The sequence below is a fragment of the Aeromonas rivuli genome (assembly GCF_020149575.1).
Lineage (GTDB): Bacteria > Pseudomonadota > Gammaproteobacteria > Enterobacterales > Aeromonadaceae > Aeromonas > Aeromonas rivuli.
This window is the reverse complement of sequence record NZ_CP079742.1, coordinates 4,234,241-4,259,947: the sequence shown is the minus strand read 5'-3', so window position 1 is coordinate 4,259,947 and position 25,707 is coordinate 4,234,241. Positions and strand designations below refer to the sequence as shown.

Genomic DNA, 25,707 nt, shown 5'->3' with positions numbered 1-25,707 from the left:
AACCTGCTCGCGAGTGGAGTCAATCCGCCTCCAGGTTGGTTTCTGGCCCCAGCAGCGGCGTGATGTCGTTGCCCGGCAGGGGGGGCGATATGTAGCGACCCTGGCCGAAGGGGCAAGCCAGCTCGATCAGCTGACGCAACTGGGCCTGACTCTCTATGCCCTCCACCACCAGGCTGAGATCCAGGTCGCGGCAGATGTCGCGCATGGCACGGATCAGCGCCAGGTCCTTGGGGGAGTGCAGCATGCGGTGAGTGAGGCCATCGTCTACCTTGACGTAGTCCACCGGGTAGTGGAACAGGGCACTGAGGGAGGAAAAACCGGATCCGAAGTCATCCAGACTGATCTGTATGCCCTTTGCCCTGAGCTCATGCAGGCTGGTAATGATATCTGCATGCTGGCGCGACAACTCCCGCTCGTTGAATTCGAAGATGAGGTAGCTGGGACAGACACCTTCTTCTTCTATGATGGCGAGCAGCGCCTGTATGGCGGCGGGACTGGCCAGATGCTGACCACACAGGTTGACGGCCAGCTTGAACTTGCGCAGGCCCGCCTGGGGTAGCCAGTGGCGCAGTTGCTGGCAGCTCTGACGCAGTATTTTGTGATCAAGGGCCTCAATCAGACCGCACTGCTCCGCCAGCGGGATGAAGTCGAAGGCATCCTTGAGCTCACCCTCCCGGGTGATCCAGCGTGCCATTACCTCCAATCCCACCAGACAGTTGTCCTCGAGCCGGATCACCGGCTGGAAGTAGGGGATGATGCGCCCCTCGGCCAGGGCGTTACTCAACAGGGCTTCCGGTGAAGACCAGGCCTGTTCCATACATTCGACCGAGTAGTGGACAACCCGGGCGCGGCCATTGCGCTTGGCCTGGTACATGGCGAGATCCGCCTGATGGAGCAGCTCGCTCACATCCAGACTCTGTTCGGACACGCTGGCCACACCCATGCTCACCGTCACCGTGACCTCTTTGCCCGCCAGCCTGAAAGGGTAATCGAGCCGGCTTATGATGCGGTTCAGCACCGGGCTGGTTCCCTCCTCTCCCATGCTGTTATCCAGATAGATGACGAACTCGTCGCCCCCGAGCCGCGCCAGCAGATCATTCTGGCGCAGGCAGCTTTGCAGGCGACGGCCCAGCTCCCTGAGCAGCAGATCGCCGTTGTTGTGACCGAGTTCGTCATTGATCTGCTTGAAGTGATCGATATCGAGGAAGATCACCGTGAAACCGACGCCACCATGACGTTGATAGTGGCTCATGGCGTGATGGAGGTGATTCATCAGCAGGCTGCGATTGGGCAGGCCGGTGAGGGGATCATGCAGGGCATCGAATTGCAGTTTGCGTTCCAGCTCCTGGTGCTGACGCAGCTGTTTTTGCAGGCGAAGATTGGCCTGACGTAGCAACTGCAGGCGGTGATTGAGCCGGTCTGGGGAGTTGAATTCGTTCAGTTGCTGACGGATCTGGCCCAGCTCCAGCAAGAGAGTGAGCTGGTTACGCAGGAAATCGAGGAAGAGGCGATCGTCGGTACCCAGGGGCGCCGAGGTCGCCAGCAGCAGATGGGCGAAGTAGTGCTGCTGCAAGCGCAGGGGCGTACTGCACCAGTGTTGGCCGCCCAGTTCCCGCTCGGTCGGATTGGTTTCGTGGCAGAGTTGGCGGATGACATCATCATCTCCCGGGTCCTGGCTTGGATAGAGGTGACTGATCTCGCTGCGCCCGAGGCGCACCAGCCGCAGCTGATGGGTGCCCAGAATGCGTTGCAACGCGGCATCCAGCTGGGTCAACAATGCCTGGGTTGGCAGGCTGTTGGCCAGACGCAGGATGCGGTTGATCTGCTCTATCTTGTGTTGCCAGGCGGGATCCCGGCCGATCAGCGGTGAGGCGGGTTCGGCCAGTCTGGCGTGAGCATTGGCCTCCGCCAGTCGCTTGGCCAGGCACTCGAGCAGCAATCTGAGACTGGCCTGGTCCTGAGGGTCGCCCTGCACCAGCAACCAGCGTGCCCGCCCCTCGCTGATGGGCAGCACACACCAGCCCAACTCGGCATCCAGCGCCATCAGGTGCTCGCTCAGTGCAGGCTCTTCCCGGCCGAGTTGCCCCTTGAACATGGGATCAAGGTTGTGCTCGAACAGCCAGACGGGGCCCTGGGTACCGAGACCGAGCAGGCCTATCTGATGCAGAGGGCAGAGTTGCTCAAGGTCATCAAACAGCTGATGGTAATCCGCCCTGCTGGCTTGTTCGGGTGGCGGGAAGGCGAGGATGGTGCTGACCAGCGCCAGCAAGGGATGGGCATCCTGATCGAGAGGGTTAGCGGACATCATGGACTCCCGGGTGACGCTACCCTACAAGGGTAGTCGCAAGCCATGATAATAAAAGGGCCGCAATAGCGGCCCTTTCAATGACTTAGATTTTATCTGTCATGAAGTGAATGGCATTCTCAATCTCTTCATCACTACAGCTGGCACAGGTACCGCGTGGCGGCATGACCCCATGGGTGCCAGTGAAGCCTTCGATGGCATGCTTGCGCAAGGTGTCGAAACCCTGAGCCACACGGGGTTCCCAGGCCGCCTTGTCACCACGCTTGGGCGCACCGGCGGCACCGGTATCGTGACAGGCGAAGCAGGCGCCCTTGTAGACAGTCTCGCCATCACGGGGACCAGACGAGGCGGTACTAGCGGTGGCCGCCGGGGCTATCCCTTCCAGATCCTTGGCGGTATAGACATCACCTACGGGCTTGATCCGTTCGGCGATAGCGTCGGGCGACATTTCGTCGGCGGCACTCTTTGCCGCAAGGGCGGCACCGGACAGGCTGGCAACCGCAATGCCGGCGACCAGTAAACAGCTCAGTTTTCTCAACACGCTCATGTACTCCCAGCAGGCTCTTATTATCCCTAGAAACGGCGGGATTATAACCGAATAGTTACAAGCATTTAAACGCTTGTGTGTGAAGTGTTAAGCAGTCTGTGCGCCAGATCTGCCTCCCTGCTCCCTGTGGTGGTTATAGCAGAAACCCGGCCGGGGCCGGGTTTCTGGATAAGAGGGGGCCTGGGAGAACATTAATCCCAGTTGAGTATCACTTTGCCAGACTTGCCTGACCCCATGGCTTCGAAGCCCTGCTGGAAGTCATCGACATGGAAGTGGTGGGTGATGATGGGGCTGAGATCCAGGCCTGACTGGATGAGGCTCGCCATTTTGTACCAAGTCTCAAACATTTCCCGGCCGTAGATACCCTTGATAAACAGTCCCTTGAAGATGACCTGATTCCAGTCGATCGCCATGGTGGAGGGGGGAATGCCGAGCATGGCTATTTTGCCGCCATGGTTCATCTTGGCCAGCATGTCCTGGAAGGCGGAGGGCACACCGGACATCTCCAGTCCGACATCGAAGCCCTCGGTCATGCCAAGATCTGCCATCACATCGGCCAGGGACTCCTTGCTGACGTTGACGGCACGGGTGGCACCCATCTTGCGGGCCAGTTCGAGCCGGTATTCGTTGACGTCGGTGATCACTACATGACGGGCACCCACATGGCGGCAGACGGCGGCGGCCATGATGCCGATGGGGCCGGCACCGGTGATGAGCACGTCTTCGCCGACCAGATCGAAGGAGAGCGCGGTGTGCACGGCATTGCCGAAGGGATCGAAGATGGCGGCCAGTTCATCGGGGATATTGTCCGGCAGCTTGAAGGCGTTGAAGGCCGGGATCACCAGATATTCGGCGAAGCTGCCCGGGCGGTTGACACCGACCCCGACGGTATTGCGGCACAGGTGGGTGCGGCCGGCGCGGCAGTTGCGGCAGTGTCCGCAGGTGATGTGGCCTTCGCCGGAGACGCGGTCGCCGATGGCGAAGCCACGCACTTCCTGGCCGATGGCGACCACTTCCCCCACGTATTCATGACCGACCACCATGGGCACGGGAATGGTCTTCTGGGCCCACTCGTCCCAGTTGTAGATATGCATGTCGGTACCGCAGATGGCGGTCTTGCGGATCTTGATCAGCAGATCGTTATGGCCGAGCTCGGGGGCGGGCACATCCGTCATCCAGATGCCGGGTTCGGATTTGAGTTTGGAGAGTGCTTTCATGACGGTTCCTCACGGGCCGGGCCCGGTGCAGAGGTGGAGCTATGGGTCTTTTAAAAAGGGGCCTGCTGGCCCCTCATATTATTGGATGATGTTCAGGTCGCGGCCGATGCGGATGAAAGCATCGATGGCCTTGTCCAGCTGCTCGCGGGTGTGGGCGGCAGACATCTGGGTGCGGATGCGCGCCTGGCCCTTGGGCACCACGGGGAAGGAGAAGCCCACCACATAGATGCCTTCGGCCAGCATGCGGCTCGCCATCTCGGAGGCCAGCTTGGCATCCCCCAGCATCACCGGGATGATGGCGTGATCGGCGCCTGCCAGGGTGAAGCCGGCGGCACTCATGCGCGCGCGGAAGTAGTCGCTGTTCTCTTTGAGCTGGGCACGCAGGGCATGGCCACTTTCCAGCAGTTCGAGCACCTTGAGGGTGGCCGAGACGATGGAGGGCGCCAGGGAGTTGGAGAACAGGTAGGGGCGCGAGCGCTGACGCAACCAGTCGATCACCTCTTTCTTGCCCGAGGTGTAGCCACCGGAGGCGCCGCCGAGGGCCTTGCCCAGGGTGCCGGTGATGATGTCGACTCTGTCCAGTACGTCGCAGTATTCGTGGGTGCCACGACCGTTTGCGCCGATGAAACCGACGGCGTGGGAGTCATCCACCATGACCATGGCATCATATTTGTCCGCCAGATCGCACACGGATTTGAGGTCGGCGATGACCCCATCCATGGAGAAGACACCGTCGGTGGCGATCAGCTTGAAGCGGGCGCCATCGGCTTGCGCCTGCTTGAGCTGGGCTTCCAGATCCGCCATGTCATTGTTGGCGTAGCGGTAGCGTTTCGCCTTGCACAGCCTGACCCCATCGATGATGGAGGCGTGGTTGAGGGCATCGGAGATGATGGCGTCTTCGGCCCCGAACAGGGTCTCGAACAGACCGCCGTTGGCATCGAAACAGGAGGAGTAGAGGATGGTGTCCTCGGTGCCGAGGAAGGCGGAGAGCTGCTGCTCCAGCACCTTGTGGCTGTCCTGGGTGCCGCAGATGAAGCGTACCGAGGCCATGCCGAAGCCGTGGCTGTCGAGGCCCGCCTTGGCGGCGGCAATCAGCTCGGGGTGATTGGCCAGACCGAGGTAGTTGTTGGCGCAGAAGTTCAACACCTGCTGCTGACCCACGGCGATGCTCGCCTGTTGCGCCGAGCTGATGATGCGTTCCTGCTTGTAGAGGCCCTCAGCTTGCACTTGCTCAAGCTGCTCGGTCAGGTGACGATAGAATCCGTTAGACATCCTCGATCCTCATTGGCTATTACAGCCTTGTATCAATATTGGGCAACATTTTACTGCAACTTCGCCGCATCAATTCAAATTTTTATGCTGATATTCAACATCTGTGAAACAGATCACCCGCCGAGTTGAGTCGGGGAGGCTCAGCGTCAGGGTTACGGAGGAAAAAGGGGTCAATTGGGTTGTGGTTGGCGAAGGGCCATCGCCGACCCTGGTCGGCGATGGAGAAACAGCTGACGGGATCGGGTGGAGGACGGATCCCTGACGCAGCCACCTGTCGGCGTCAGCGGGAGATGTTGCGCCGCTGCGGGCTAATCCAGAGCCTGTCACGCCGCGTCAGCCATCTACTGCGCTGGCTCAGCCATCTATCTGCGCCAGCTGACGGTAGTGTTGTTCGAGCTGCTGGATCTGTTCGCTGATCTGGGGCTGGACATAGGGTCGCAGCAGGAAGAGCACCCGCAGCACCCCCTGATAGAGCAGCGGCTTGGTGATGCGGGTATGGGGGGCCTGGGCTATCTGGAACGGGATCCAGCAGGTGACCACCATCTTGATGGTCTGGCCCAGATCCGGCAGATCCTGGTCGCTGACCGCTATGATGCCCCCCTCGCGCAGACTCTTGAGCAGGGCCTCCACGGCGGATCTCAGCTGCTCCTGGGCCTTGAGATATTTCTGCTGCAACAGTTCGTCGCGACTGAGGATATCCGGCAGGTTGGCGTAGAAGAAACGGAACTGCCACATCAGATAGAAGATGGCATCCAGGTAGCCCATCAGCTCATCGAGCTTGATCTCCTTGCTGCGTGCCGGGGTAAAGCTCTCGCTCAGGTGGCGGGCATACTGGTCGAAGATGGAGTGGATGATGTCTTCTTTATTGCGAAAGTGGTAGTAGAGGTTGCCCGGGCTGATACCGAGGTGGGCGGCGATATGGTTGGTGGTGATGTTGCGCTCGCCCTGGTCGTTGAACAGTTCGGTGGCGCTGTGAATGATCCTGTCTCTGGTTTTCATCGCTGGTCCCTCTGCCGGGCCCGCCTTGCGTCGAGGTCGTATCCCCTGGCGGCCCGTGATAAACTTTTCGGCAATTTCAAATTGGCTCACTATACACAGCTTTAATCGGCCGTCACACGTGAGCATCAACGCAGGCGAGGCAAACTCCATGATCGTAGTAACTGGCGGTGCAGGCTTTATCGGTAGCAATCTGGTCAAGCAACTCAATGCCATGGGGCGGACCGATGTGGTGGTCATCGACGATCTGACCGATGGCACCAAGTTCGTCAACCTGGTCGACCTGACCATTGCCGATTACATGGACAAGGACGAGTTCCAGGCGCGTATCGTCTCCGGGGATGAGTTCGAGGAGTGGGACGGCGGCATCGAGGTGATCTTCCATGAAGGCGCCTGCTCCGCGACCACCGAGTGGAACGGCAAGTTCATCATGGAGGTCAACTACGAGTACTCCAAGGATCTGTTCCACTACTGCATCGAGCGCGAGACGCCCTTCATCTATGCCTCGTCCGCCGCGACCTATGGTGGCCGCAATGACAACTTCATCGAAGATCCCAGGTTCGAGCAGCCCCTCAACGTCTACGGCTACTCCAAGCAGCTGTTCGACCAGTACGTGCGCCGCTGGCTGCCGGAGATCAACTCCCAGGTCGTCGGTCTGAAGTACTTCAACGTCTATGGCCCCCGTGAGCAGCACAAGGACGCCATGGCATCGGTTGCCTTCCACCTCAACACCCAGGTGAAGAAGGGCGAGAATCCCAAGCTGTTCGAAGGCTGCGACGGTTTCCCCGATGGCGGCCAGATGCGCGACTTCATCTATGTGGATGATGTCTGCAAGGTGAACCTCTGGTTCTGGCAGAACCCGCAACAGTCCGGCATCTTCAACTGTGGTACTGGCCGTGCCGAGCCGTTCCAGAGCGTGGCCGAGGCGGTGATCAAGCACCATCAGCAGGGCAGCATAGAGTACATCCCCTTCCCGGATCACCTCAGAGGCCGTTACCAGAGCTTCACCCAGGCTGATCTGACCCGCCTGCGCGGCGCCGGTTATGACGGCGAGTTCAAGACGGTTGCCGAAGGCGTTGCCGACTACATGGCCTGGTTGAACCGCTAAGTCGAGCGGCGTTGGATAATTGAAATTGCAGGGCGCCTGATGGGGCGCCCTGTCTATTTGAGCCGTGAGTTGAGGAAGGGAAATGACACAGTTACTGCATATTTGCCTCTCTAGCGGGTGGGGTGGCCTGGAGATGTATCCGCTACGGGTCGGCAGCGGCATGATGGAACGTGGCTGGCGGCTCTATGGCCTGGCGCTGCGTGGCAGCAAGGTGGCCGAGGGCATGAAGGAGCGGGGCTTCGAGGTGTTCGAGGTAGACTCCCGTGGTCAGGCCTTGTGTCAGCTGCTCAGCCTGCGGCGCTGGCTCAAGGCGCGAGCGATCCGGCTGGTGCATTGCCACAAGTCCGGAGACTTGTTGCTGGGGGCCCCGCTCAAGAGCCTGTTACCGTTGCGGCTGCTGTTCACCGAGCACATGGGGGTAACGCGTCCTAAGCGGGATCTGCTTCATCGCTGGATCTACGGCAAGGTGGATCTGGTGCTCTCCATCAGTGACGAGACTCGCCGTCGCAACCTCAAGGCGCTGCCGCTCCCCGCCTCGCGTATCGAGCGGCTCTGGCTTGGTACCGATCTGGCCACCTGCGAAGAGCTCCCTGCCGGGATCCGCGCCGAGCTGGGGGTGGCGCAAGATGCGCTGCTGCTTGGGGTACTGGGCCGGATCGGCCGTGGCAAGGGCCAGCGCGATCTGCTGGAAGCCTTCTTGCTGCTCGCAACCCGTTATCCGCAGCTGCATCTGTTGATCGTGGGGGGCACCTCGGCGAGCGAAGGGTCGGACGAGGCGGTGGTCACTGCGCTGCGTCAGCGGGCCGCCGAGGCCGGCATGAGCGATCGGGTGCTGTTCACCGGGTTTCGCCGCGATACCCCGCGCATGCTGCGGGTCATGGATCTGGTCGCCATTCCCTCCCATAACGAGGCGTTCGGCCTGACGGTGATAGAGGCGATGGCGGCGGGCAAGGCCATCGTCGGTGCCAGCACTGGGGCCGTGCCCGAGGTACTGGGGGAGGCTGGTCTGTTGGCGGTGCCCACGGATCCGGCCGCGCTGGCCGCCCAGATTGAGCGACTGCTGGTGGATGAGGCACTGCGCCAGCAACTCGGTCAGGCGGCCAGAGCGCGCGCCGAGCGGGAGTTCAGCATGAGTCACCATCTGGATGAGCTGGCTCGCCGTTACCTGGCATGATGCGGGGGTATCCTCCCGAGTGCTGTTCATCGTCTGCGCTGGCGACCATTGCTGCCCATGAAAAAGGCTTCCCTCGGGAAGCCTTTTTGTTGTGGGGCTATCACTGGGCGCTTTGCCCATCGGGCTCGGGGTCCAGGAAGCCTTTGACCCGGCTGTTGAGTTGCCAGCGCAGCAGGTCTGGCAGGGCCTGCTGACGCTGCTGCTGGGCCTTGTCGACCGGTTCTCCCTGCTCGGAGACCGTCAACTGCCGGTCATCTCGCCAGGGGTAGAACATCGGCTTGCCGCTCATGGGATAGGCGCCCTTGTCATCGATCCAGAGGGTGACGTTATAGCCAAAGGCCCGGCTGGGATCGTCGACCGGTGCCAGCATGTTGCGCCCGGCCAGGGTCTGGTAGGGGGTATCCGACAGGCTGAAGCTGTAGAGCGTCGGGAAAATGTCCTTGTGGGAACCGACACGCAACGGATCGAAGCGCCACTGGCTGTGGGCCAGTATCGGCTTGGGCACATAGAGGTAGAAGGGCACGGCCCGGTCCAGTACCTGTTCGCGGGGATAGAAGGCCCTGAGACGGCGCATCTGATGATCGCCACTGGCGGCGATCAGCGTCTTGTCACCCAGGGATGAACCCTTGATGGCGCTGACGAAGCGGCCAAGGGCATCGGTGGCGAACTGATAGGTCTTGAGGATATTGGTCTGCTCTATGCTGCCATCCTCGGCATGGGTCATGACCGCTGCCGTGGTGGCGATGGGTTGCGGCTGATAGCGGGCCGGCGTCTCATAAGGCGGGTGATTGGTGATGGTGAGAATGCTGATGAACAGCGGCTGGGTCGCCTCCTCCAAGAGGGTCTGCGCCAGACGGTAGGCGTAGTCATCGGGCACGCCCCAGGCGGTGATCTCCTTGGCCGCCTGCGGATAGCGCTTCATCAGGGCGTTCTGGTCATAGACCTCATCGACCCCCTGCACCGGCAGGTAGTTGACCAGATTGCGCCACATCATGTTGCCGGGGGAGATGAAGATCAGCTTGTAGCCCGCCTGCTTGTAGAGGGCGAAGGGGGTGCCGCTCAGGGTCTGGTGCTGGGCCGAGCTATGGCTGATGTTTTGCGCCGGACTGTGGAAGAAGAGGGCCGCCAGGGAGGGGGCCGTGCCGTTGTCCTCCGACAGGAAGCGCTTGAATACGAAATCCTCTTTGAAGTGCGGCCGCAGGCTGCCGAGCAGGTCATTCTTGCCCGGCTCATCGAAGGCCAGCATGTTGCTGCCAAAGCTCTCCATCAAGGCCATCACCACGTTGGGTTTGTGTTCGGCGAGCCAGGGGTTGTGCGGGGTGCGCGCCATCAGGGAGTCCAGGCCGACCTCGGCGAGCAGGGTCTCTCCTTCGGCATGGCTGACCGGGTTGAAGGCGATGTCCTCCTCCCTGTCCTTGATGGCCCAGTCAATGGCCATAAAACCGTTCGGGGTCAGCTTGTTGAGAGCGAGCAGATCCGAGACCTGGGCATTGCCACGGCGCAGCGGGAAGGTGCCTATGCTGCCACGGCTGATGACAAACAGCAGGGTCAGGGCGGCCAGCAGGTAGACGATGAAAACAGTCAACGGCCAGGGTTTGCGCTCCCGCTGCACCAGGGTGCGTCTGGCCCAGCGAGCCGGCAGCCAGCCCAGCAGCAGGCTCAGCAACAGGCTTTGAATGATGGGGTAGTCTTGCCACATATTGCCGAGCACGGCCTGAGTGTCATCCTCCATCAGGCCGAAGGCGAACACGTCTATGTGGGTATGGTAGGTCTGGTAGTAGTAATAGTTGCCGATGGCGACGGCACCGATCAGGAAGGCAATCACGCCCAGCAGGCGGGGGGCCCAGATCTGTACAGCGTGCCAACTACGCTCGCCAGCGGCCAGCACCAGCCCTGCCAGGGCGAAGGGGGAGAGCGCCATGCCGGCGATACGCAAGTCAAAGCGAAGCCCGGTTAGCCACATTCGCTGCACATCGTCGGCCCGGCTCTGCAATTGCCCGGGTTCGACGAAGTGGCTCAACATCAGATAACGGGCTGTCATCAGGATCAGCACCAGCCAGATCAGCTGATAGCCCAGGGTACCCAGCAGGGTGCGCAGTCGAGTTTGATACATAAGCATGTCCATTCACTATCAATAAAACCGGCCCCTGGGGGCCGATAGAATGCCTTGACGCCGACGCCCGGGTGCCCGGGTTGGAGTAACAGCCCGCCTGCTCATGGAGGCGGGCGGCGTCAGCCTCCTATGATAAGGAAACTCGCGGCGTGCCGTGAATGGTTTCTTGCCTCAGCGCTGTGACGGGCCGGATTCAACCCTGGAAAGGTTGATCCTGACCACCCAGCTTGGTGTACCAGTATTGCGCCAGCTTCTGACCCGCCTGTTTCTCCTTGGGTTGCAGGGCCTGTTCCAGCTCATCCCGGGCCTGGGAGGCTTCTGGCTCACCATTGGTGGCGGCGAGCAGGTACCAGGCATAGGCCTGGACCTGGTTGCGCGGTGCTCCCAACCCCTGCTCACGCATCATGCCCATGCGGTATTGGGACTGCTGGTGGCCCTGATTGGCTGCGAGTCGATACTCCTTGAGTGCGGCGCTGTAGTCCGCCTTGCCACCCTGGCCAAGACGCTGCATCTCGCCATAGGCATAGCGGGCATCCGCCTCGTTCTGGGCTGCGGCCCTGGCATACTCGCGCCGTGCAGCCTCGAGATCCCCGCTCTGCTGGCGCAGCTGACCCAGCTCATATTGGGCGCGGGCGACCCCGCCATCGGCGGCCAGGGTCAGCCAATGTTGCCGCTGGGCAGCCTCGCTCTGTTGCAAACTGAGTTGATATTCGGCCTGGTGATCGCCCTGTCCCGCGGCCAGCGTGAGCCAGTACTGGCCTTGGGTCGGGTTGAGCGGCAGGGGATCCCCCTTCATATAAGCCAGACCGAGCCAGAGCTGGGCCTCGGCGGATCCCGCTTCTGCCGCGCGCTGATAGAGCGGGGTAGCCTGTTTGGCACTGGCCTGTCTGGCAAGGATCAGCAGGGCATCGGGCTGCTGCTGGGCGGCGGCCTTGCGATACCACTCATCGGCGGTTGCCTGGCTCTTGGTTACCCCCACGCCCTGCTCATAGCGCTGGCCCAGCTGGTACTGGGCCTGGCGATCCCCCTGCTTGGCAGACGCCGTCAGCCAGCGCAGGGCATCTTCGCCCCCCTCGGGTTGGGCGGCATACCACTGTCCCAACAACAGCTGGGCCTGAACGTGACCCTCTTCAGCAGCCGGGGTCAGCCAGTCGAGACACTCTTGGGGCAGCTTGCCTTCATGTCGGCTCTGGCAATCGAGACCAAGTTGATAACCAGCGTCATCATTGCCAAGCCTAGCGGCGCTTTGCCACCACTCTCTGGCCTGAGCCTGGTTTCTGGGCTCGCCCAATCCGGCATGATACCAGTTGCCGACCTGCAGGGCCGCCTTGCCCCGCAGTTCACCATCGCTATTGAGGGTGCCAAGTTTGCTGGCTTGCTTCATCCAGTGCATGGCTGCTGGGTAGTCGGGCTTGGCGGCCAGTCGCTCGGCCAGCTCATATTGCGCCTGACCTTGGCCCTGCTGGGCGGCAGTTTGCAACTCGGCATCGGATAAATGGCTGGGCTGACTGGCACAGCCAGCGAGCAGTAATACAAGCAATACGGGGGAGCGTTTTTTCATGGTTTTTTATTGCGCTGATTTACGTTAATTAGGCTCTGGGCAATGATGGAGGGAATTATCGTGTGCATGATGGAAATTACATTCTTTGGCCACTAGCTGGCCATTTATGATGGTTTTTCATCATCTCCTGATCCCCATATTAACTATTCTTTATTTTCATAATACTTGTAAGGGCGGTAGCTAAATTCATTAATCCCAACATCCCCGTTGGGGTAGTGGTCTTCAATTATAGTGCTCTTATCCATATTGGAGCCTGTTATCTTCTTATACACGACATAATTCCCATCTATAGTTGGAGAGAAGTTTATTTTCCCTGATTGAATGCTTTGGTTAACAAACAGTGTATATTTTTTTTTCACTATACCTGCAGGTTCGACGAATAATGTCTTTAAGATAGTTGATTCAATTGGAAAAGAAAATGCGAATACGGGGTAGTATTTAGGGGTAATATTTATTTCTGTGCCTTTCATGTCTGAATTAGAGGTTGTAGGTAGCGAGACCGTTATGTATTTAGCTGATGTGTCAAAGCCTATGTAGCTATATTCCTTAGGCAATCCACCTGTAAATAGCTCTGCATTTTTAGGCTCAGTAAACAAAAGGATGTCGTAAAGTTGCCAGTCACAGCGACTTCCACCCTGTATCGCGACTCTATTTTCATAGGAGCCATCTGCCTGGGGCTGAATCGTCACTTCGAAGCCGGTCAAGTTATCCGTAGCACCCACGGTTCCATCCGACATGGCTCTCGGTTTCTTACAGACAGATGAGCGATATTTGGGATTAATAGTTGCAGTGACATTTGGCGGAATAACCCCCTTGATGGTGATCCATTGATTATTCTCTTGCGGTGGGTCTAGTGGTGCAGAGTCATAGGCACTGCTGCAACCGCTGGTTAATAGAGCGAAGCCAAAGAGCCCCAGTTTTACAATATTCATGTTTTCTCCTCAATATTTTCCCTGATTACTTAGCCAGAAACGCTCCAACCCATTGCTCAACGGTAATTCATCTGCCACCGGCAGGGCAATGCTCAGTCGCTGATCCAGCCAGAGCAACGCATTTTCCCGCTTGGCGACTTTGTAATACAGCTGTTTTTGATGTGCTGTCAGGGCTGCGAGATATTCCGATTTCTGCTCTACAGAGGGGTCTGGCAGCTGATGCTGCTCGGCCAGTAAGCCAGTGACTCGTTTGCGAATATAACCGGCATATTCGAGGCTGGAGTGGGCCGCCGGACCAAGCCCCACCTTGGTCTCCGGATTATCCCCCTCCGGAAATAACCCTTTCACCTCTGCCTGCTGCTCGGCTGCTTGCTCCCGCTCTTGCAACTCGGCTTTCTCCTGCCGGGCCAGTGCTGGCACCAGATAGAGTTTGACCTGCTTGGGCAGGGGTCGATAATCCTGCATCTGATCCCGATCGCCACGAGAGCCGCCCTGCCCCGGTAACTTGGGCGCCCTGTATCGAATATGGGAGCGATAGAAGTGCACCACCTTGCCGTGATGTTGGTAGGGATCTCCCTCGAAGGGGTTGAGCAGCGCCAAGGGGGCCGTGATCGGTGCCAGCACATAGCCCAAGCCGGGTACGGCGAAGGTAGGGTTATCCATTTCCCTACCAGGAGGGACAGAAGGGACAGGGTCCGCCTCGTTGATATGGGGATAGTGGATAATGCTATCGGTACTTACGTCAATTAGTGATGTAACAGAGTCAATATATTAATTTTTCTCATAGTATTTATAAGGTCTAAACCCATACTCACCCTGGGATTCATCCCCATTTGGATAATACTTTACCCTCTTAGCCGTTTTATCTCTCAACGAACCACTGTCGATAACATATACTGTGTAGTTATTATCTATGTTGGGGGAGAAGTGAATTAAGGTTGGATTTTTATTTGTGTTATTGAATGTGTATTTTTTTTTCACTATGCCTGCAGGCTCAATAAACAACATTCCATTCGTGTTATCCTTAACGGGGAGCTCTAACAAAAAAACTGGATAATATTTTGGATTAATATCTATTTTTGAGCTTGAAATATTACGATGATAAGATGTGTTGAGTGATACTGTTACGTATTTGGCCGATGTATCAAAAGTGGTGCTTTTGTATTTATTTGGCAACCCACCTTTAAATAGCGCTGCGTTTTTAGGCTCAGTAAACAAAAGGATGTCGTAAAGTTGCCAGTCACAGCGACTTCCACCCTGTATCGCGACTCTATTTTCATAGGAGCCATCTGCCTGGGGCTGAATCGTCACTTCGAAGCCGGTCAAGTTATCCGTAGCACCCACGGTTCCATCCGACATGGCTCTCGGTTTCTTACAGACAGATGAGCGATATTTGGGATTAATAGTTGCAGTGACATTTGGCGGAATAACCCCCTTGATGGTGATCCATTGATTATTCTCTTGCGGTGGGTCTAGTGGTGCAGAGTCATAGGCACTGCTGCAACCGCTGGTTAGTATAGGGAAAGTCAATAATGTCGACATTAAGAGTCTTGGTTTTTTATTTATTATCATAAAATTTGTAAGGCCGTAAATGATATTCTCCACCAACCATGTCACCATTTGGATAATAGAATGTTGTCTTATCCGTTCTCTCTATCTTTGAGCCACTATTAATCGTATAAGTAGTATATAACATATCAACAGTAGGAGAAAACATTATCGTTCCTAAATTACCATGCGCATTGATATTATAATCTATAGTATATTTTTTCTTATCGCTTGTTGGTCTTAAAAATAAAGTTTTAAAGGATTTTGTTTCTTCTGGAAGATAAAAAACAAAGTCAGGGTAATAGTTTGCCACCAATGAAATTGGTGGCCGATTATAAACAGTTTTTTCAGATTGAATAACTGAAACCTCAACACTTCGCCCTACTGAATCAAAGTCTATTTGTTGATACCTTTCTGGCAACCTATCTTTATACAAATTAATCTCATTTGGAAGAGTGAAAAACACTATTTTATATAATTTCCAATCACAACGGCTGCCACCATGCAGTGCTATTTTACCTTGATAACGGCCATTGGGATCAGGCTGCACTGATATTTTATATTTATTTATATTTTCAGTGGTTCCAATGGTTCCATCCGACATAGCCCTTGGCTTCTTACAGATGCTAGAACGATACTGTGGATAAATATTGGCGCTCACATGGGAGGGGATAACTCCCTGTACACTGATCCATTGATTATTCTCTTGCGGCGGTTCAATAGGAGCTGAGTCATAAGCACTGCTGCAACCGCTGACCAACAAAATGAAAAAAAATAAGGACAATTGAAATTTTGCTAGTAATTTAAAATTAATGAGAAATTTCATTTGTTGTTATCATAGAACTTATAAGGGCGTAGGCTAAACTCATTAATTCCAACGCTGCCATTTGGGTAGTGATTTTCTATCACTACATTATTAGTTATATTTTTCCCTGTTGACTTTTTATATACAACATATCTTTCATCAATGGTCGGGGAGTAGGTTATAAATCCCAATTCATGACTGACACTTTCATTATAATTAAATTTATATTTTTTACTTATTTTATCAATTTTTTCTATAAATAATGTCTTGCCAAGTCCATTTTTAATTGGCAGCTTGAATGAAAATACAGGGTAATAATTTTCTTGAAGTTTTATTGTTTGAGATATGTAGCTGTCATCAGTCTTTATAATAGGGACGTTGACACTCTCACCTGTAATTTTAAAATCAATGTTTCTGTATTCAATAGGTAGCGCATATATATATTTATCTATACTCTTAGGGTGGGTAAAGAAAACTATATTATAAAGCAGCCAATCACAATGGCTACCACCATACAGCGCAACTTTCCCTTGATAACTTCCATCAGTATCGGGCAAAACAGTGATCTTATATTCACTCAAGTTGTCGGTGGTGCCAACGGTTCCGTCTGACATGGCCCTAGGTTTTTTGCAGACAGTCGACCTATATTGTGGGTAAATATTTGCGCTAACATGAGGGGGGATGACTCCTTGTATAGTTATCCATTTATTATTTTTTTTCGGTGGGTCAATCGGTGCCGAATCATAGGCGCTGCTGCAACCGCTGGTTAATAGAGCGCAACCAAAGAACCCCAATTTCACAATATTCATGTTTGCTCCTCAATATTTTCCCTGATTACTTAGCCAGAAACGCTCCAACCCATTGCGCAACGGTAATTCATCTGCCACCGGCAGGGCAATGTTCAGTCGCTGATCTAGCCAGAGCAACGCATTTTCCCGCTTGGCGACTTTGTAATACAGCTGTTTTTGATGTGCTGTCAAGGCTGCAAGATACTCCGATTTCTGCTCTACAGAGGGGTCTGGCTGCTGATGCTGCTCGGCCAGTAAGCCAGTGACTCGTTTGCGAATATAACCGGCATATTCGAGGCTGGAGTGGGCCGCCGGGCCAAGCCCCACCTTGGTCTCCGGATTATCCCCCGCCGGAAATAACCCTTTCACCTCTGCCCGCTGCTCGGCTGCTTGCTCCCGCTCTTGTAGCTCAGTCTTTTCATGCTGCGCCAGGGCTGGCACCAGATAGAGCTTGACCTGCTTGGGCAGGGGTCGGTAGTCCTGCATCTGATCCCGATCGCCACGAGAGCCGCCCTGCCCCGGTAACTTGGGCGCCCTGTATCGAATATGGGAGCGATAGAAGTGCACCACCTTGCCGTGATGCTGATAGGGGTCTCCCTCGAAGGGGTTGAGCAGCGCCAGGGGGGCCGTGATCGGTGCCAGCACATAGCCCAAGCCGGGTACGGCGAAGGTAGGGTTATCCATTTCCCTACCAGGAGGGACAGAAGGGACAGGGTCCGCCTCGTTGATATGGCGATAGTGAATAATACTATCTGGTCCAATTTCTGTCAGCGCGGCTTTGGTAAAGGTGCGGGGCATGCCGTAGGTATAGAGGCAGGGATTTAATTCTTGCAATGTTGCGGCATGGATTAATGCCAGAGCACCGCCGAGGCTATGGCCTGCTATGAATAGATTTTTTCCATCTGCTTTTCTGTATATATCTTCATGGATTTTTCTTATCTTCAGGTCGGGGTGTGCGGCTATAGCGTTGTATTGATGGTAAAAACCTTGATGTACTTCACCGGCTTGAGTTATTTCGGGACAAGATACGGGCTGATAATTCAGATCGGTCAGCGCATCATAGCCACTGGCCGTGCCGCGCCAGCTGACCAGCAGCTCCCTCGGCCGTTCCACATAGAAGAACTGGGTATCAAATTTGAACTTGAACCAGGGCTTCTCTTCAAGCGCGGCATTGATAAATACAGGGGGGCGATGGCGTTCATCGAAGGGCACATCCCTGACCAGGGGGTTGGCCTTCAGGCCATTGACTTGATAGGGCTGGCGCGCCAGATCCTGCATCTGCTCGGTAAAGAAATGCTGGATTGAACCGCTAAAGGCCCCTGCTTCATTTTGTTCGCCATCGGCATAGGCCAGCGCCGCCATCAGCGCCAGATTGTGGGCATTGCCCAGGTCATAATCCGGACTATGGTTAAGCGCCAGCACCCAGGCCCGTAGCGGACATACCTCTACGGTCAGCTTGAGGGGGCCACCCGCCGTTGGCAGCAGGCCCAGCCTCATCCCTTGCAAGCCTCGCTCAGCATGGGGAAAGTGGTAAGCAGGTGGAAGATCGTCTTCCCAGTCAGCGATATTGGTTGGCGACTCGTCGACCAGTTCTCCCATGCGGGCATAGCGGTACTGCCGCCCCTGACCGAGCGCCTTGGCCCTGACCGCCGACTCCTCCTCCTTGCGAGACAGGCGCAGATAGCGATGCGGCTCTTGCAGGGTGGTTGCCAGCGGATCTGCCGCCAATACCAGCTTGACCGGCCCGGCTGGCAGCTCCTTCTCCTTGATACTGCCATCGCTGCCAGTGACTCCAGTACGGGGGGTAACCTTGCCGCCTATGCTGTCGCTGGCCATGCTCAGCGAATGATGCAGGGTGTAGGGGACATTGGCGATAGGTTGATCCAATTCATCCACTAGCAGTAGATCAACGCTGTGCTTAAGTTTCTTACAATCGACGCAACCTTCGGCGCTCATGATACGGAATTCCTTTCTGCTGCATTGTGAGTGTTTTCCAGCCAGGCCAAGGCTGCTGGCACACTTGCCTCTTTTACCCCGAGGCCCTGTTCAATCCGCTCGACTAACCATCCCCGCAACTGCACAGCCAGCGCTATGCCTTGGGCTTCCCAAGCCTCAGCCTGCTCTGGGGATTGCTCCCAGAGATCGGTGTGCAAGTTGAACACCTTGGCTTGAATGCCGATGTCGCTGTGGTGCCATGCCTCACTCAGCACTTCAGGAAGAACCCAGGGAAACTGTTCATTGATGAGTTGCTGGTCGCAGGGTCTATGGTAAAGAGCATGATTCGGCAGGCGAATATCTATTAGTGGTGCAAGCAACCCTTGCCAGAGATCCACATTGTGATGAGGCAGCCAGAGCCCAACGACCCTAGGATCTTGAAAGCGAACCGCTTTAAGGTCATCGTCAATGACGATACGTAGATACTGTTGCCAATGTTGGCGTTGGGCCTGCCAATCTTGTGTACTGGTATAAAGCCAGCCCCAGGAGCTATCCGGTACTTGCGCCATCAACCATTCCTGAATCTCGTTTACTTTCTTTAGATTGAGTCGCACTAACCAGGGGCTGGATTTGAGTACGGTGTCCAGGGGTGTTTGAATATAGAGAGGCAGATATTCGCCTACCCACTCCTGCTCAATCCAGGTAAGAAGTGGATTGGGCTCAGACAAAGGATTAAGGATGGCATAGGCTATGATGGGTTCCTGAAGGGCGCCATCTTGTATGACTGTCGTGTCAAACAGAGTTTGGATCATGGTTATTCACATTCATTGATAGACATGGCGGCATTTTGTTCAGCCAGCATGGGACAATACTCCCCACCTTTGAACGGAGGGGGGGGTGTATAAGTCGGCACCTCTACACCACCGGGTAGGATAGGTGTCTTGCCCGCCCAACCAGCGCCAGCGCCCGGGCTGCCGCCCGAATTCATCTTGATGGTGGGGCCGACCACTGTTACCCCGCTGGGGTCCACCTTGATAAAGCTGCCACCGACCTTGACGCTGATCTCGCTGCCCGCCTCCAGCACCACCTTGGCGCCCGCCTTGATATGTATCTGTTGACCCGCCTGATTCAACCAGCTCTGCCCCAGCTTCTGGTGCATGGAGCCATCCACGCTGAGCGACAGATCTCCCTTGATGTGATCGCGCTTCTCGCCATTCACAGTGAGATGGTCATTGGCCTTGATGCGGGCCACCCGCTCATGGTCGATGTCGCTGTGCTGGTCGTGTTTGATGTGCCAGGTCGCATCGTTCTCTATCAGCACATTGAGGTCTTTCTGACCGTGAATGTAGATCTCCTCCTGCCCGGCCTGATCTTCGAAGCGCAGCTCGTTGAAGCCCTCGCCCTGATGGGTCTCGGTGCGCAGCACGGTGCGGGTCTTGTGGGCAGGCAGCTCGTAGGGGGGCCGGTTGGTGGCGTGAAAGGTGCGGCCAGTGACGATGGGCTGATCCGGGTCCCCTTCCAAAAAGCTGACGATGACTTCGTGGCCGATGCGCGGGATGGCCATGATGCCGTACTGGCCGCCGGCCCAGCCCTGGCTGACCCGCACCCAGCAGGAGCTCATGTCATTGGAGCTGCCATAGCGGTCCCAGGGGAACTGCAATTTCACCCGGCCATGCTGGTCGCAGTAAATCTCCTCGCCTGCCGGGCCCACCACGAAGGCGATTTGCGGGCCATCGACCATGGGCTTGTGGGGGATCTGGGGGCGCCAGCTCTGCTTGGCGCGCACCACGGCAAACTGGTTGTAATAGACGGTGGGCTCGCTGCCACCCTCCTCTTCCAGGGCCTGGGGCTGCTTGCCGGTGTGCTGGATGCTGACCACTTGCCAGTCGTCGTTGAGGGCCGCGTTGGGGTGTTCGCTCAAGGTAAAACGCTGGCCCGGCTGCAGGGCGGCGCAGTTGGATTGGCCGCGGCCGGTCACGGCGTCATTGCGCAGGGCATCGAGCCGGTACTGGCTGAACGCCTTGCCGCTGGGGTCGGCCTTGAAGCGGCCCGGGTAGTCAAAATGCTGATAGGCATCCCGTTGATGGTCGAGGGCGCTGCCCACCGCCTGATGGGAGAGGCCATAGGCCGGGGTCTGGAAGCTGTAATCCTTGAGCTCCACATCGCTGGTGCGCACCGATTCGCGGTAGTGGAACTGGCGCACATAAGAACCCTGCTCCAGGGAGCGGTTGCCGAGATTGAAGAACAGCTCGGGGCCCGCCACAAGGGCGGCGGCATCGTCGGCGAAGACGATGCGGTGCTTGCCCTGCTCAAACTCGTGGAAGTAGAAGATGCCCTCCTCGGCGGCGAGGCGGTTGACGAAGTCGAGGTCGGACTCCCGGTACTGAACGCAATATTCCCGCTGGCCATGGTCATTTTTCAGGGCGAAGGCGTAGTCGGTGATGCCCGCCTCCTGCAGCAAGATGCTGATGATTTCATCGGGTTTTTGCGCCTGGAAGATGCGGGCGTTGCGGCGAAGGCCAAGGCGCCACAGGGCCGGTTTGACCTCCAGCTGGTAACGGGTGCGGCGAAAGCCGCTGTCTCCCTGGGCCGCGTCGCTGACCACACCGCTGACCCGGCGCTGCAATTCGCCGTTGTACCAGACCAGCAGCTCGCAGGGCTGGTCGAGCAGGTCGGCGAAGGGGAGATCGGCCTGATGGCTGGCGAGATCGAGCCGCAGGCTGAAGGGGCGACTCAGCTGCTCATCGAGGTTGAACTCGACCAGGGCGAAGGTGGATTCGGGCAAGGCCCCTACCTTGATGGTGAACTGAAGTCCTGTGCTGTCTGCCATGACGGTGAGCCTCTGAGGTCAAATTCCCGGGGTGAGTCGGGAAGGGGTAAGAGATGCGCCATCGGTGCCAGGTTTTCGGCGCCATGGCTACCGCACGCTTGTGACAGCGTGCGGCAGGGGGCAATGGTTATCTTTCTGTTGCTCGCTCTCGGGGCGAACGGGCAGAAGAAAGAGGCCAGTTGTTAAGCGAAAAGGGCCGGAGAGCCGGCCCTGGTATCAGGCAAGGTTGGTCTGGATGTAGCTGGCTATCTGTCGACTGCGGGCATCGCCGCGGGTTTCCAGCTCTGCGATCACTTCCCGGACAACGCCTCGGTAGACCAGGGAGCCATTGACCAGGGTTCTGTGGTTATGGCCGATATCGGTGAAGGTGGCGCCACCTCTGTGGAGATGGATGTGGGGTTCACCGACATCCGGGTAGAAAGATTCTCTTGGCATCATGCATCCTCGTTAAAGGGAGATAAGAGGGAGCCTATTCAGGCTCCCAAGTAGAGTGTTAGGCTTCGATCGGCGCGCGCCAGTCGTCAGCACCCGAGGTGCCAGCGACGGTGTGCTCCCAGTCGATCTTGCGGTAGGCCAGAGAGACCTGGATCAGCTGGGTGAAGTCGGAGTTGGCCGGGTCCTGGCAATGGGGCATCTGGCAGTCGATGTCGACGATGGTGGCGTCGGTCAGCACGGTAGAGAAGAAGTGCTCCTGCTTGCCTTCCACTGAGGTGCGATACCACTTCAGAGTCACGGTCGGCAGCATCTCGCCGGAGGCCAGGGAGTTGTACATCAGCGGCACGGCCTTGTTCAGGGCGACGGTGAACTTGAACGGCTTGTGGACACGCTGGCCAGCAGGCTGACCGGATTGCGGGTCGGTCGGCACGGTGACGACGTGCTGGAACTCTTGCACCAGCATCTCGTCTTCGTGACCTTGTATGAAGATGTTGCCGACGGAATCTGAGGTGAAGGCACCGGCAGTGATGTTGCCCTGGGTTTTACCTTCAATGCTGATATAACACGGAGTTGGCATGGTAATGCTCCTGGTTGATTGGATGGTGGCGGCGCCTGATGCGCAACCTGCCAAGCACTAAACCAAGAAGCGTGCCAATGGTTATTTTTAGATTAAATTGATAATTAACAATATGTTATATAAGAGTGGTGATGTGGTGCTGTGCAGGGTGCGCAACTAGTTGCGCATTGTAGTGATAATAACTGGCATAACTTGCAGAATGGTTATTCATGCTTGTTTTTGCGCAACTCATTGCGCTGAAAAGTTGATTTCTCTGCATGGGCGCCCATTCAAAGAGAGATTTCGCCATTGTGAGCGGACAACCTCGCGTGCGGTAGATCTCGGTGAGTGGGACGGGATCTGGGGGCCATGCAAGCGGTAGTGCTGTGGATACGAAAACCCCCTCATCATGAGGGGGTTGGGGCATACAGATAGAAAATGGTACTCACTCGATGTTCTGGATCTGATTGTATAACTAACTGTAAATGGCTATAAAAATCATAGCCATGATGTGATTTTTCTTATTTTTTTAGAAAAAACTACCCAAAGTACTACCCAGGCAATGGTCATAGCCCCCTGTTTATGCTGAACCATCCCGCGCTGGCTAAGTGGAGGTGGGAAAAGTGGGAAACCGGGAAAATTGGGCCTAGATATAAGGTTGCAATGGTTGGTGCTTATGTTTTGTCTCTGGCCAGGATTCGTTTCACTTGGTTGACTACAGAGTTAAACGCTGCGCTCTGGTGCTGAGCCCATCCAGAATCGAGTCCGCAATCTGGGCGGGAAATGTATCTGGTAACTGCTGACGGACGGCCGAGATCACTTCATCCAGACTACTGGCCATTTCGTTTAGGATCACTTCCATTTGAACCCTTTCAAATCCAACCGCTTTGGCAGTCTGATAGAAATGGCGAGGAAATATCTGCTCTATCGCATATTTCTTGCCCTTAGTCGCGGTCAGGCCCATCGCCAGCTTTGCATCGCGTGGGTGTAGACCTCGGCCGCCAAACACTGGATAGACAGATAGGATGTCGTAAAAAGGGGTCAGGCGAAAACGCCCTTCCGGTTCAATAAAGACCGAGAAGTTCTTTGCATGGCCATCGGTGGCCGCCAGCAGCCAGAACAGCACCTGAGATTTCATGAACAGGTAGCGATCCTGTTCTGGTGTCGCAGAGCCCAGCAAGGTTTTCATGATGTCAGTGATCCCCGGTCCTCCATGGCTCTCGTATTTCCGTGCTGACGGAACATTCAATACCTGACAGAAATCTTCTTGGGGAAGGCGCATGATCCAACTGCGATCGGCAGCGTAACGTCTGTCGAAGCGTTCCACAGCCAGTGCTTTGACCTGGCCAACCTGCATCATGAAGCAGTGGGGTACGGGTAGACCAAACTCCTTGGCAATCAGAGTGCAGAGATATTCGTTTTCTACGCTCTGGGAGAGGTCTATCGAGTAGGAGTGGCTTTCAATCTTGCCGATAGGGAGTTTGATAATGTGGGTTGTCGGCGTTGCGTTGAGTGGCAAGTACCAACGGCCATCGAGATAGAGCAGCGCAGTCTTTTCTTGCGCCCCGGCGATAGAGATCCGGAACTCCTCTTGCTCCCTGACCATCCCCAAAGGGATTCCTGATTTGTAGCTGGTCAGGATCTGCTCGAGCTCGTCATCGGAAAGTGCCTTGTAGTCGATTCGCCTGACATCTGGAACATCGTGCCCTTCGGTAACCAGCTGTAATGCCCCTACGCTATCCTGGCCAATGCAACTGAGCAGATCGAAGGGCTGGGTTGATGCCGCTTGATAGCGTGCTACAACCCTGTTCCTCACCTCCGTATTATCTGGCAGCAGGTTGTCGAAGAAGTTATAGGCTTCATCGCCCCGGTAGGGCTGATGGCGCAATGGCATGGAGAGTGAGATGGGACGGCTGCCTGGTTGTGCTAACCATGACCCATGGTACTGAAACTGATGGGCGCCGCTGGTAGTTTTGGTGAATGTGCCTACCCGATAGCCGTTCATGTAGACAGCCAGATTGGCCATTACCACTCCTCCTTCCAGCCTGATATAGGGCTGTCGGATGACTCATTGCGGGGTTTGATATCCAGTGACAACTCGAGTGCTGCGAGGATCTTGAACAGGGTCTCCAGCTTGGTGGACTCAGGGTTGAGCTCGAAGCTGGATACAGTGTCTTGCCTAATCCCCACTTTCTCGGCCACTTTACCCTGGGAAAGCTTTTGCGAAAGCCTGGCATCCTTGATACAGGCGCTCAGCTGCTTGGCGCTGGTTACTTTCATGATTCGACAACCTAGTAGCGTGCGTTCTTCTAATTTACACGCTATGACAGGTATATCAATATTTACCTGTTATAGGAGGTAAATATCATTTACACGCCATGGGCGGTATTTAACATTTATCCTCTATAGCGGGTAAGAGAACGGCAAACTTACCGATCCTGATTGAAGTATGTGGGTCTGTATGAAGCGTTCAAAAGCAACTCAAAAGCTACCTGTTGGTGCAGGTGCGGATTTGAAGTTTGTGTTCTCAGATCAAAAGGCTACCGAAAGGTCGTGTTTTGATGCTGCGCGGTAGTTTCAAAAAGGTATACCCCATAAAAACCACCTAATACCCTCTCGAAAATCATATTGAAACCACTTATATTGAACCAATAATTAGGAACCACTTTAAACAGACTGATGGAGGTTTCAATGTTCATACGGGCGTACTTACGTGCATCGACTGTGGAGCAGGATGCTGAGCGGGCACGAGAGCTGCTGATTGGTTTTGCTGCAGAGCATGGCCATCAGATAGCCAGTTTCTATGTGGAGAATGAGTCTGGTGCAACGTTGGACAGGCCTGAGCTTATGAGGCTGATCCGCGACGCTGCAGATCGTGACATTGTGCTGGTAGAGCAGATTGATCGTCTGGCCCGTCTCAATCAGACGGATTGGCAAACACTGAAGCAGTTGTTGGCCCAGAAACAGCTCTCCATCGTTTCTCCTGAGCTCCCGACTTCCTGGGTGGCATTACAGGGGGACAGCCGCTCCGAGTTCACCAGCGCCATCTTGCAGGCTGTAAATGGCATGTTGTTGGATATGCTCGCAGCTGTCGCTCGCAAAGACTATGAAGATCGCAGACGCAGGCAGCAGCAGGGTATTGCCAAGGCCAGGGATGAGGGGAAATATCGCGGTCGCCAGAAAGATGAAAAGAAGCGTCAGCACATCTCACTGTTGTTGAGCACCGGGCACAGCTACTCGGTGATCCAGGAGATGTTGGGCTGCTCCCGCCATCTGATTTCGTGCGTGGCAAAAGAGGTCCGTTCAGCAAAATAGCGGGTCATTTATCCGAGGCATCCATGTGACGCTTCTCGATATACAGCCACGCAGCAAAGGCGCCAAACCCTATCAGGAATGAAAACAGGAGGATCAGGATGACGATGCTGTTCATGGTGATGGCCTCAGGTGTAGCGGATAAATGATGCAATCAGGTGATCGTGTGACCAAACTCCATATCACCATGGACTCCGCTCAGGTAAAAATCAACAACCAACTGAAAGTATTGAATTTTGTACGTTAGTGACAAACATGGCGGTGTGGAATCTC

General features: G+C 55.8%; 22 protein-coding genes. 3 read left to right on the top strand and 19 right to left on the bottom strand.

Going from position 1 to position 25,707, the window contains the following annotated elements:
• Nucleotides 1-19: 19 nt before the first annotated feature.
• The 5 genes from KYK33_RS19630 to KYK33_RS19610 form a co-directional block, all read right to left on the bottom strand.
• Nucleotides 20-2,305: a putative bifunctional diguanylate cyclase/phosphodiesterase gene (locus KYK33_RS19630; RefSeq protein WP_224431596.1), complete on the bottom strand. Its 2,286-nt coding sequence runs from the start codon at nucleotides 2,303-2,305 to the stop codon at nucleotides 20-22.
• A gap of 85 nt (nucleotides 2,306-2,390) precedes the next feature.
• Entirely contained in the window at nucleotides 2,391-2,852 is a 462-nt protein-coding gene (locus KYK33_RS19625; protein WP_042044111.1) for a c-type cytochrome, read from the bottom strand.
• Nucleotides 2,853-3,043: 191 nt separating this feature from the next.
• A complete protein-coding gene (gene tdh / locus KYK33_RS19620; protein WP_224431595.1) occupies nucleotides 3,044-4,069 on the bottom strand; it encodes an L-threonine 3-dehydrogenase in 1,026 nt (341 codons plus the stop codon).
• 78 nt (nucleotides 4,070-4,147) lie between these two features.
• Complete coding sequence (locus KYK33_RS19615) at nucleotides 4,148-5,341, bottom strand: glycine C-acetyltransferase (RefSeq protein ID WP_224431594.1); 1,194 nt, start codon at nucleotides 5,339-5,341, stop codon at nucleotides 4,148-4,150.
• Between the two features lie 354 nt (nucleotides 5,342-5,695).
• The gene (locus tag KYK33_RS19610) at nucleotides 5,696-6,340 is read right to left on the bottom strand and encodes a TetR/AcrR family transcriptional regulator (RefSeq protein ID WP_224431593.1); all 645 of its coding nucleotides are present in this window, start codon (nucleotides 6,338-6,340) and stop codon (nucleotides 5,696-5,698) included.
• A gap of 148 nt (nucleotides 6,341-6,488) precedes the next feature.
• Here KYK33_RS19610 and rfaD point away from each other — a divergent pair, with 148 nt between their 5' ends.
• Together rfaD and KYK33_RS19600 are read left to right on the top strand one after the other, a co-directional pair.
• Nucleotides 6,489-7,445 carry an ADP-glyceromanno-heptose 6-epimerase gene (gene rfaD, locus KYK33_RS19605; protein WP_224431592.1) on the top strand — a complete coding sequence of 319 codons (957 nt, stop codon included), beginning with the start codon at nucleotides 6,489-6,491 and terminating at the stop codon, nucleotides 7,443-7,445.
• Between the two features lie 82 nt (nucleotides 7,446-7,527).
• Nucleotides 7,528-8,619 (top strand): glycosyltransferase family 4 protein, encoded by a 1,092-nt coding sequence (locus tag KYK33_RS19600; protein ID WP_224431591.1) that lies wholly within the window; start codon nucleotides 7,528-7,530, stop codon nucleotides 8,617-8,619.
• A gap of 100 nt (nucleotides 8,620-8,719) precedes the next feature.
• Here the strand turns inward: KYK33_RS19600 and KYK33_RS19595 are convergent, their stop codons facing one another.
• The 14 genes from KYK33_RS19595 to KYK33_RS19530 all read right to left on the bottom strand — a co-directional run bounded on the left by KYK33_RS19595 (nucleotide 8,720) and on the right by KYK33_RS19530 (nucleotide 24,402).
• Nucleotides 8,720-10,732: an LTA synthase family protein gene (locus KYK33_RS19595; protein WP_224431590.1), complete on the bottom strand. Its 2,013-nt coding sequence runs from the start codon at nucleotides 10,730-10,732 to the stop codon at nucleotides 8,720-8,722.
• A 193-nt stretch (nucleotides 10,733-10,925) separates the two neighbouring features.
• Nucleotides 10,926-12,293, bottom strand: coding sequence for a tetratricopeptide repeat protein (locus tag KYK33_RS19590; RefSeq protein ID WP_224431589.1), 1,368 nt, complete (start codon nucleotides 12,291-12,293; stop codon nucleotides 10,926-10,928).
• Between the two features lie 143 nt (nucleotides 12,294-12,436).
• A complete protein-coding gene (locus tag KYK33_RS19585; RefSeq protein ID WP_224431588.1) occupies nucleotides 12,437-13,225 on the bottom strand; it encodes a hypothetical protein in 789 nt (262 codons plus the stop codon).
• Between the two features lie 9 nt (nucleotides 13,226-13,234).
• A complete protein-coding gene (locus KYK33_RS19580) occupies nucleotides 13,235-13,888 on the bottom strand; it encodes a hypothetical protein (protein ID WP_224431587.1) in 654 nt (217 codons plus the stop codon).
• Between the two features lie 108 nt (nucleotides 13,889-13,996).
• Nucleotides 13,997-14,767, bottom strand: a complete 771-nt coding sequence (locus KYK33_RS19575; RefSeq protein ID WP_224431586.1) for a hypothetical protein — start codon at nucleotides 14,765-14,767, stop codon at nucleotides 13,997-13,999.
• 16 nt (nucleotides 14,768-14,783) lie between these two features.
• On the bottom strand, nucleotides 14,784-15,599 hold the full coding sequence (locus tag KYK33_RS19570; protein WP_224431585.1) for a hypothetical protein: 816 nt from the start codon (nucleotides 15,597-15,599) through the stop codon (nucleotides 14,784-14,786).
• The gene (locus tag KYK33_RS19565; protein ID WP_224431584.1) at nucleotides 15,596-16,387 is read right to left on the bottom strand and encodes a hypothetical protein; all 792 of its coding nucleotides are present in this window, start codon (nucleotides 16,385-16,387) and stop codon (nucleotides 15,596-15,598) included. Before KYK33_RS19565 ends, KYK33_RS19570 begins: the two co-directional genes overlap by 4 nt.
• Before the next feature lie 9 nt (nucleotides 16,388-16,396).
• Nucleotides 16,397-18,253 carry a lipase family protein gene (locus KYK33_RS19560; RefSeq protein ID WP_224431583.1) on the bottom strand — a complete coding sequence of 619 codons (1,857 nt, stop codon included), beginning with the start codon at nucleotides 18,251-18,253 and terminating at the stop codon, nucleotides 16,397-16,399.
• 65 nt (nucleotides 18,254-18,318) lie between these two features.
• The gene (locus KYK33_RS19555; protein WP_224431582.1) at nucleotides 18,319-19,113 is read right to left on the bottom strand and encodes a DUF4123 domain-containing protein; all 795 of its coding nucleotides are present in this window, start codon (nucleotides 19,111-19,113) and stop codon (nucleotides 18,319-18,321) included.
• A 2-nt stretch (nucleotides 19,114-19,115) separates the two neighbouring features.
• The gene (locus tag KYK33_RS19550; RefSeq protein WP_318010406.1) at nucleotides 19,116-21,131 is read right to left on the bottom strand and encodes a type VI secretion system Vgr family protein; all 2,016 of its coding nucleotides are present in this window, start codon (nucleotides 21,129-21,131) and stop codon (nucleotides 19,116-19,118) included.
• Nucleotides 21,132-21,347: 216 nt separating this feature from the next.
• A complete protein-coding gene (locus KYK33_RS19545) occupies nucleotides 21,348-21,566 on the bottom strand; it encodes a hypothetical protein (protein WP_224431581.1) in 219 nt (72 codons plus the stop codon).
• A 58-nt stretch (nucleotides 21,567-21,624) separates the two neighbouring features.
• On the bottom strand, nucleotides 21,625-22,143 hold the full coding sequence (gene hcp1 / locus KYK33_RS19540; RefSeq protein WP_224431580.1) for a type VI secretion system effector Hcp1: 519 nt from the start codon (nucleotides 22,141-22,143) through the stop codon (nucleotides 21,625-21,627).
• A gap of 694 nt (nucleotides 22,144-22,837) precedes the next feature.
• Nucleotides 22,838-24,148, bottom strand: coding sequence for a type II toxin-antitoxin system HipA family toxin (locus tag KYK33_RS19535; protein ID WP_224431579.1), 1,311 nt, complete (start codon nucleotides 24,146-24,148; stop codon nucleotides 22,838-22,840).
• Entirely contained in the window at nucleotides 24,148-24,402 is a 255-nt protein-coding gene (locus KYK33_RS19530) for a helix-turn-helix domain-containing protein (protein ID WP_042656123.1), read from the bottom strand. The genes KYK33_RS19535 and KYK33_RS19530 overlap by 1 nt, the downstream gene beginning before the upstream one ends.
• Nucleotides 24,403-24,813: 411 nt before the next feature.
• Between KYK33_RS19530 and KYK33_RS19525 the strand changes: the two genes are divergently transcribed.
• A complete protein-coding gene (locus KYK33_RS19525) occupies nucleotides 24,814-25,437 on the top strand; it encodes a recombinase family protein (RefSeq protein ID WP_224431578.1) in 624 nt (207 codons plus the stop codon).
• Nucleotides 25,438-25,707 lie beyond the last annotated feature (270 nt).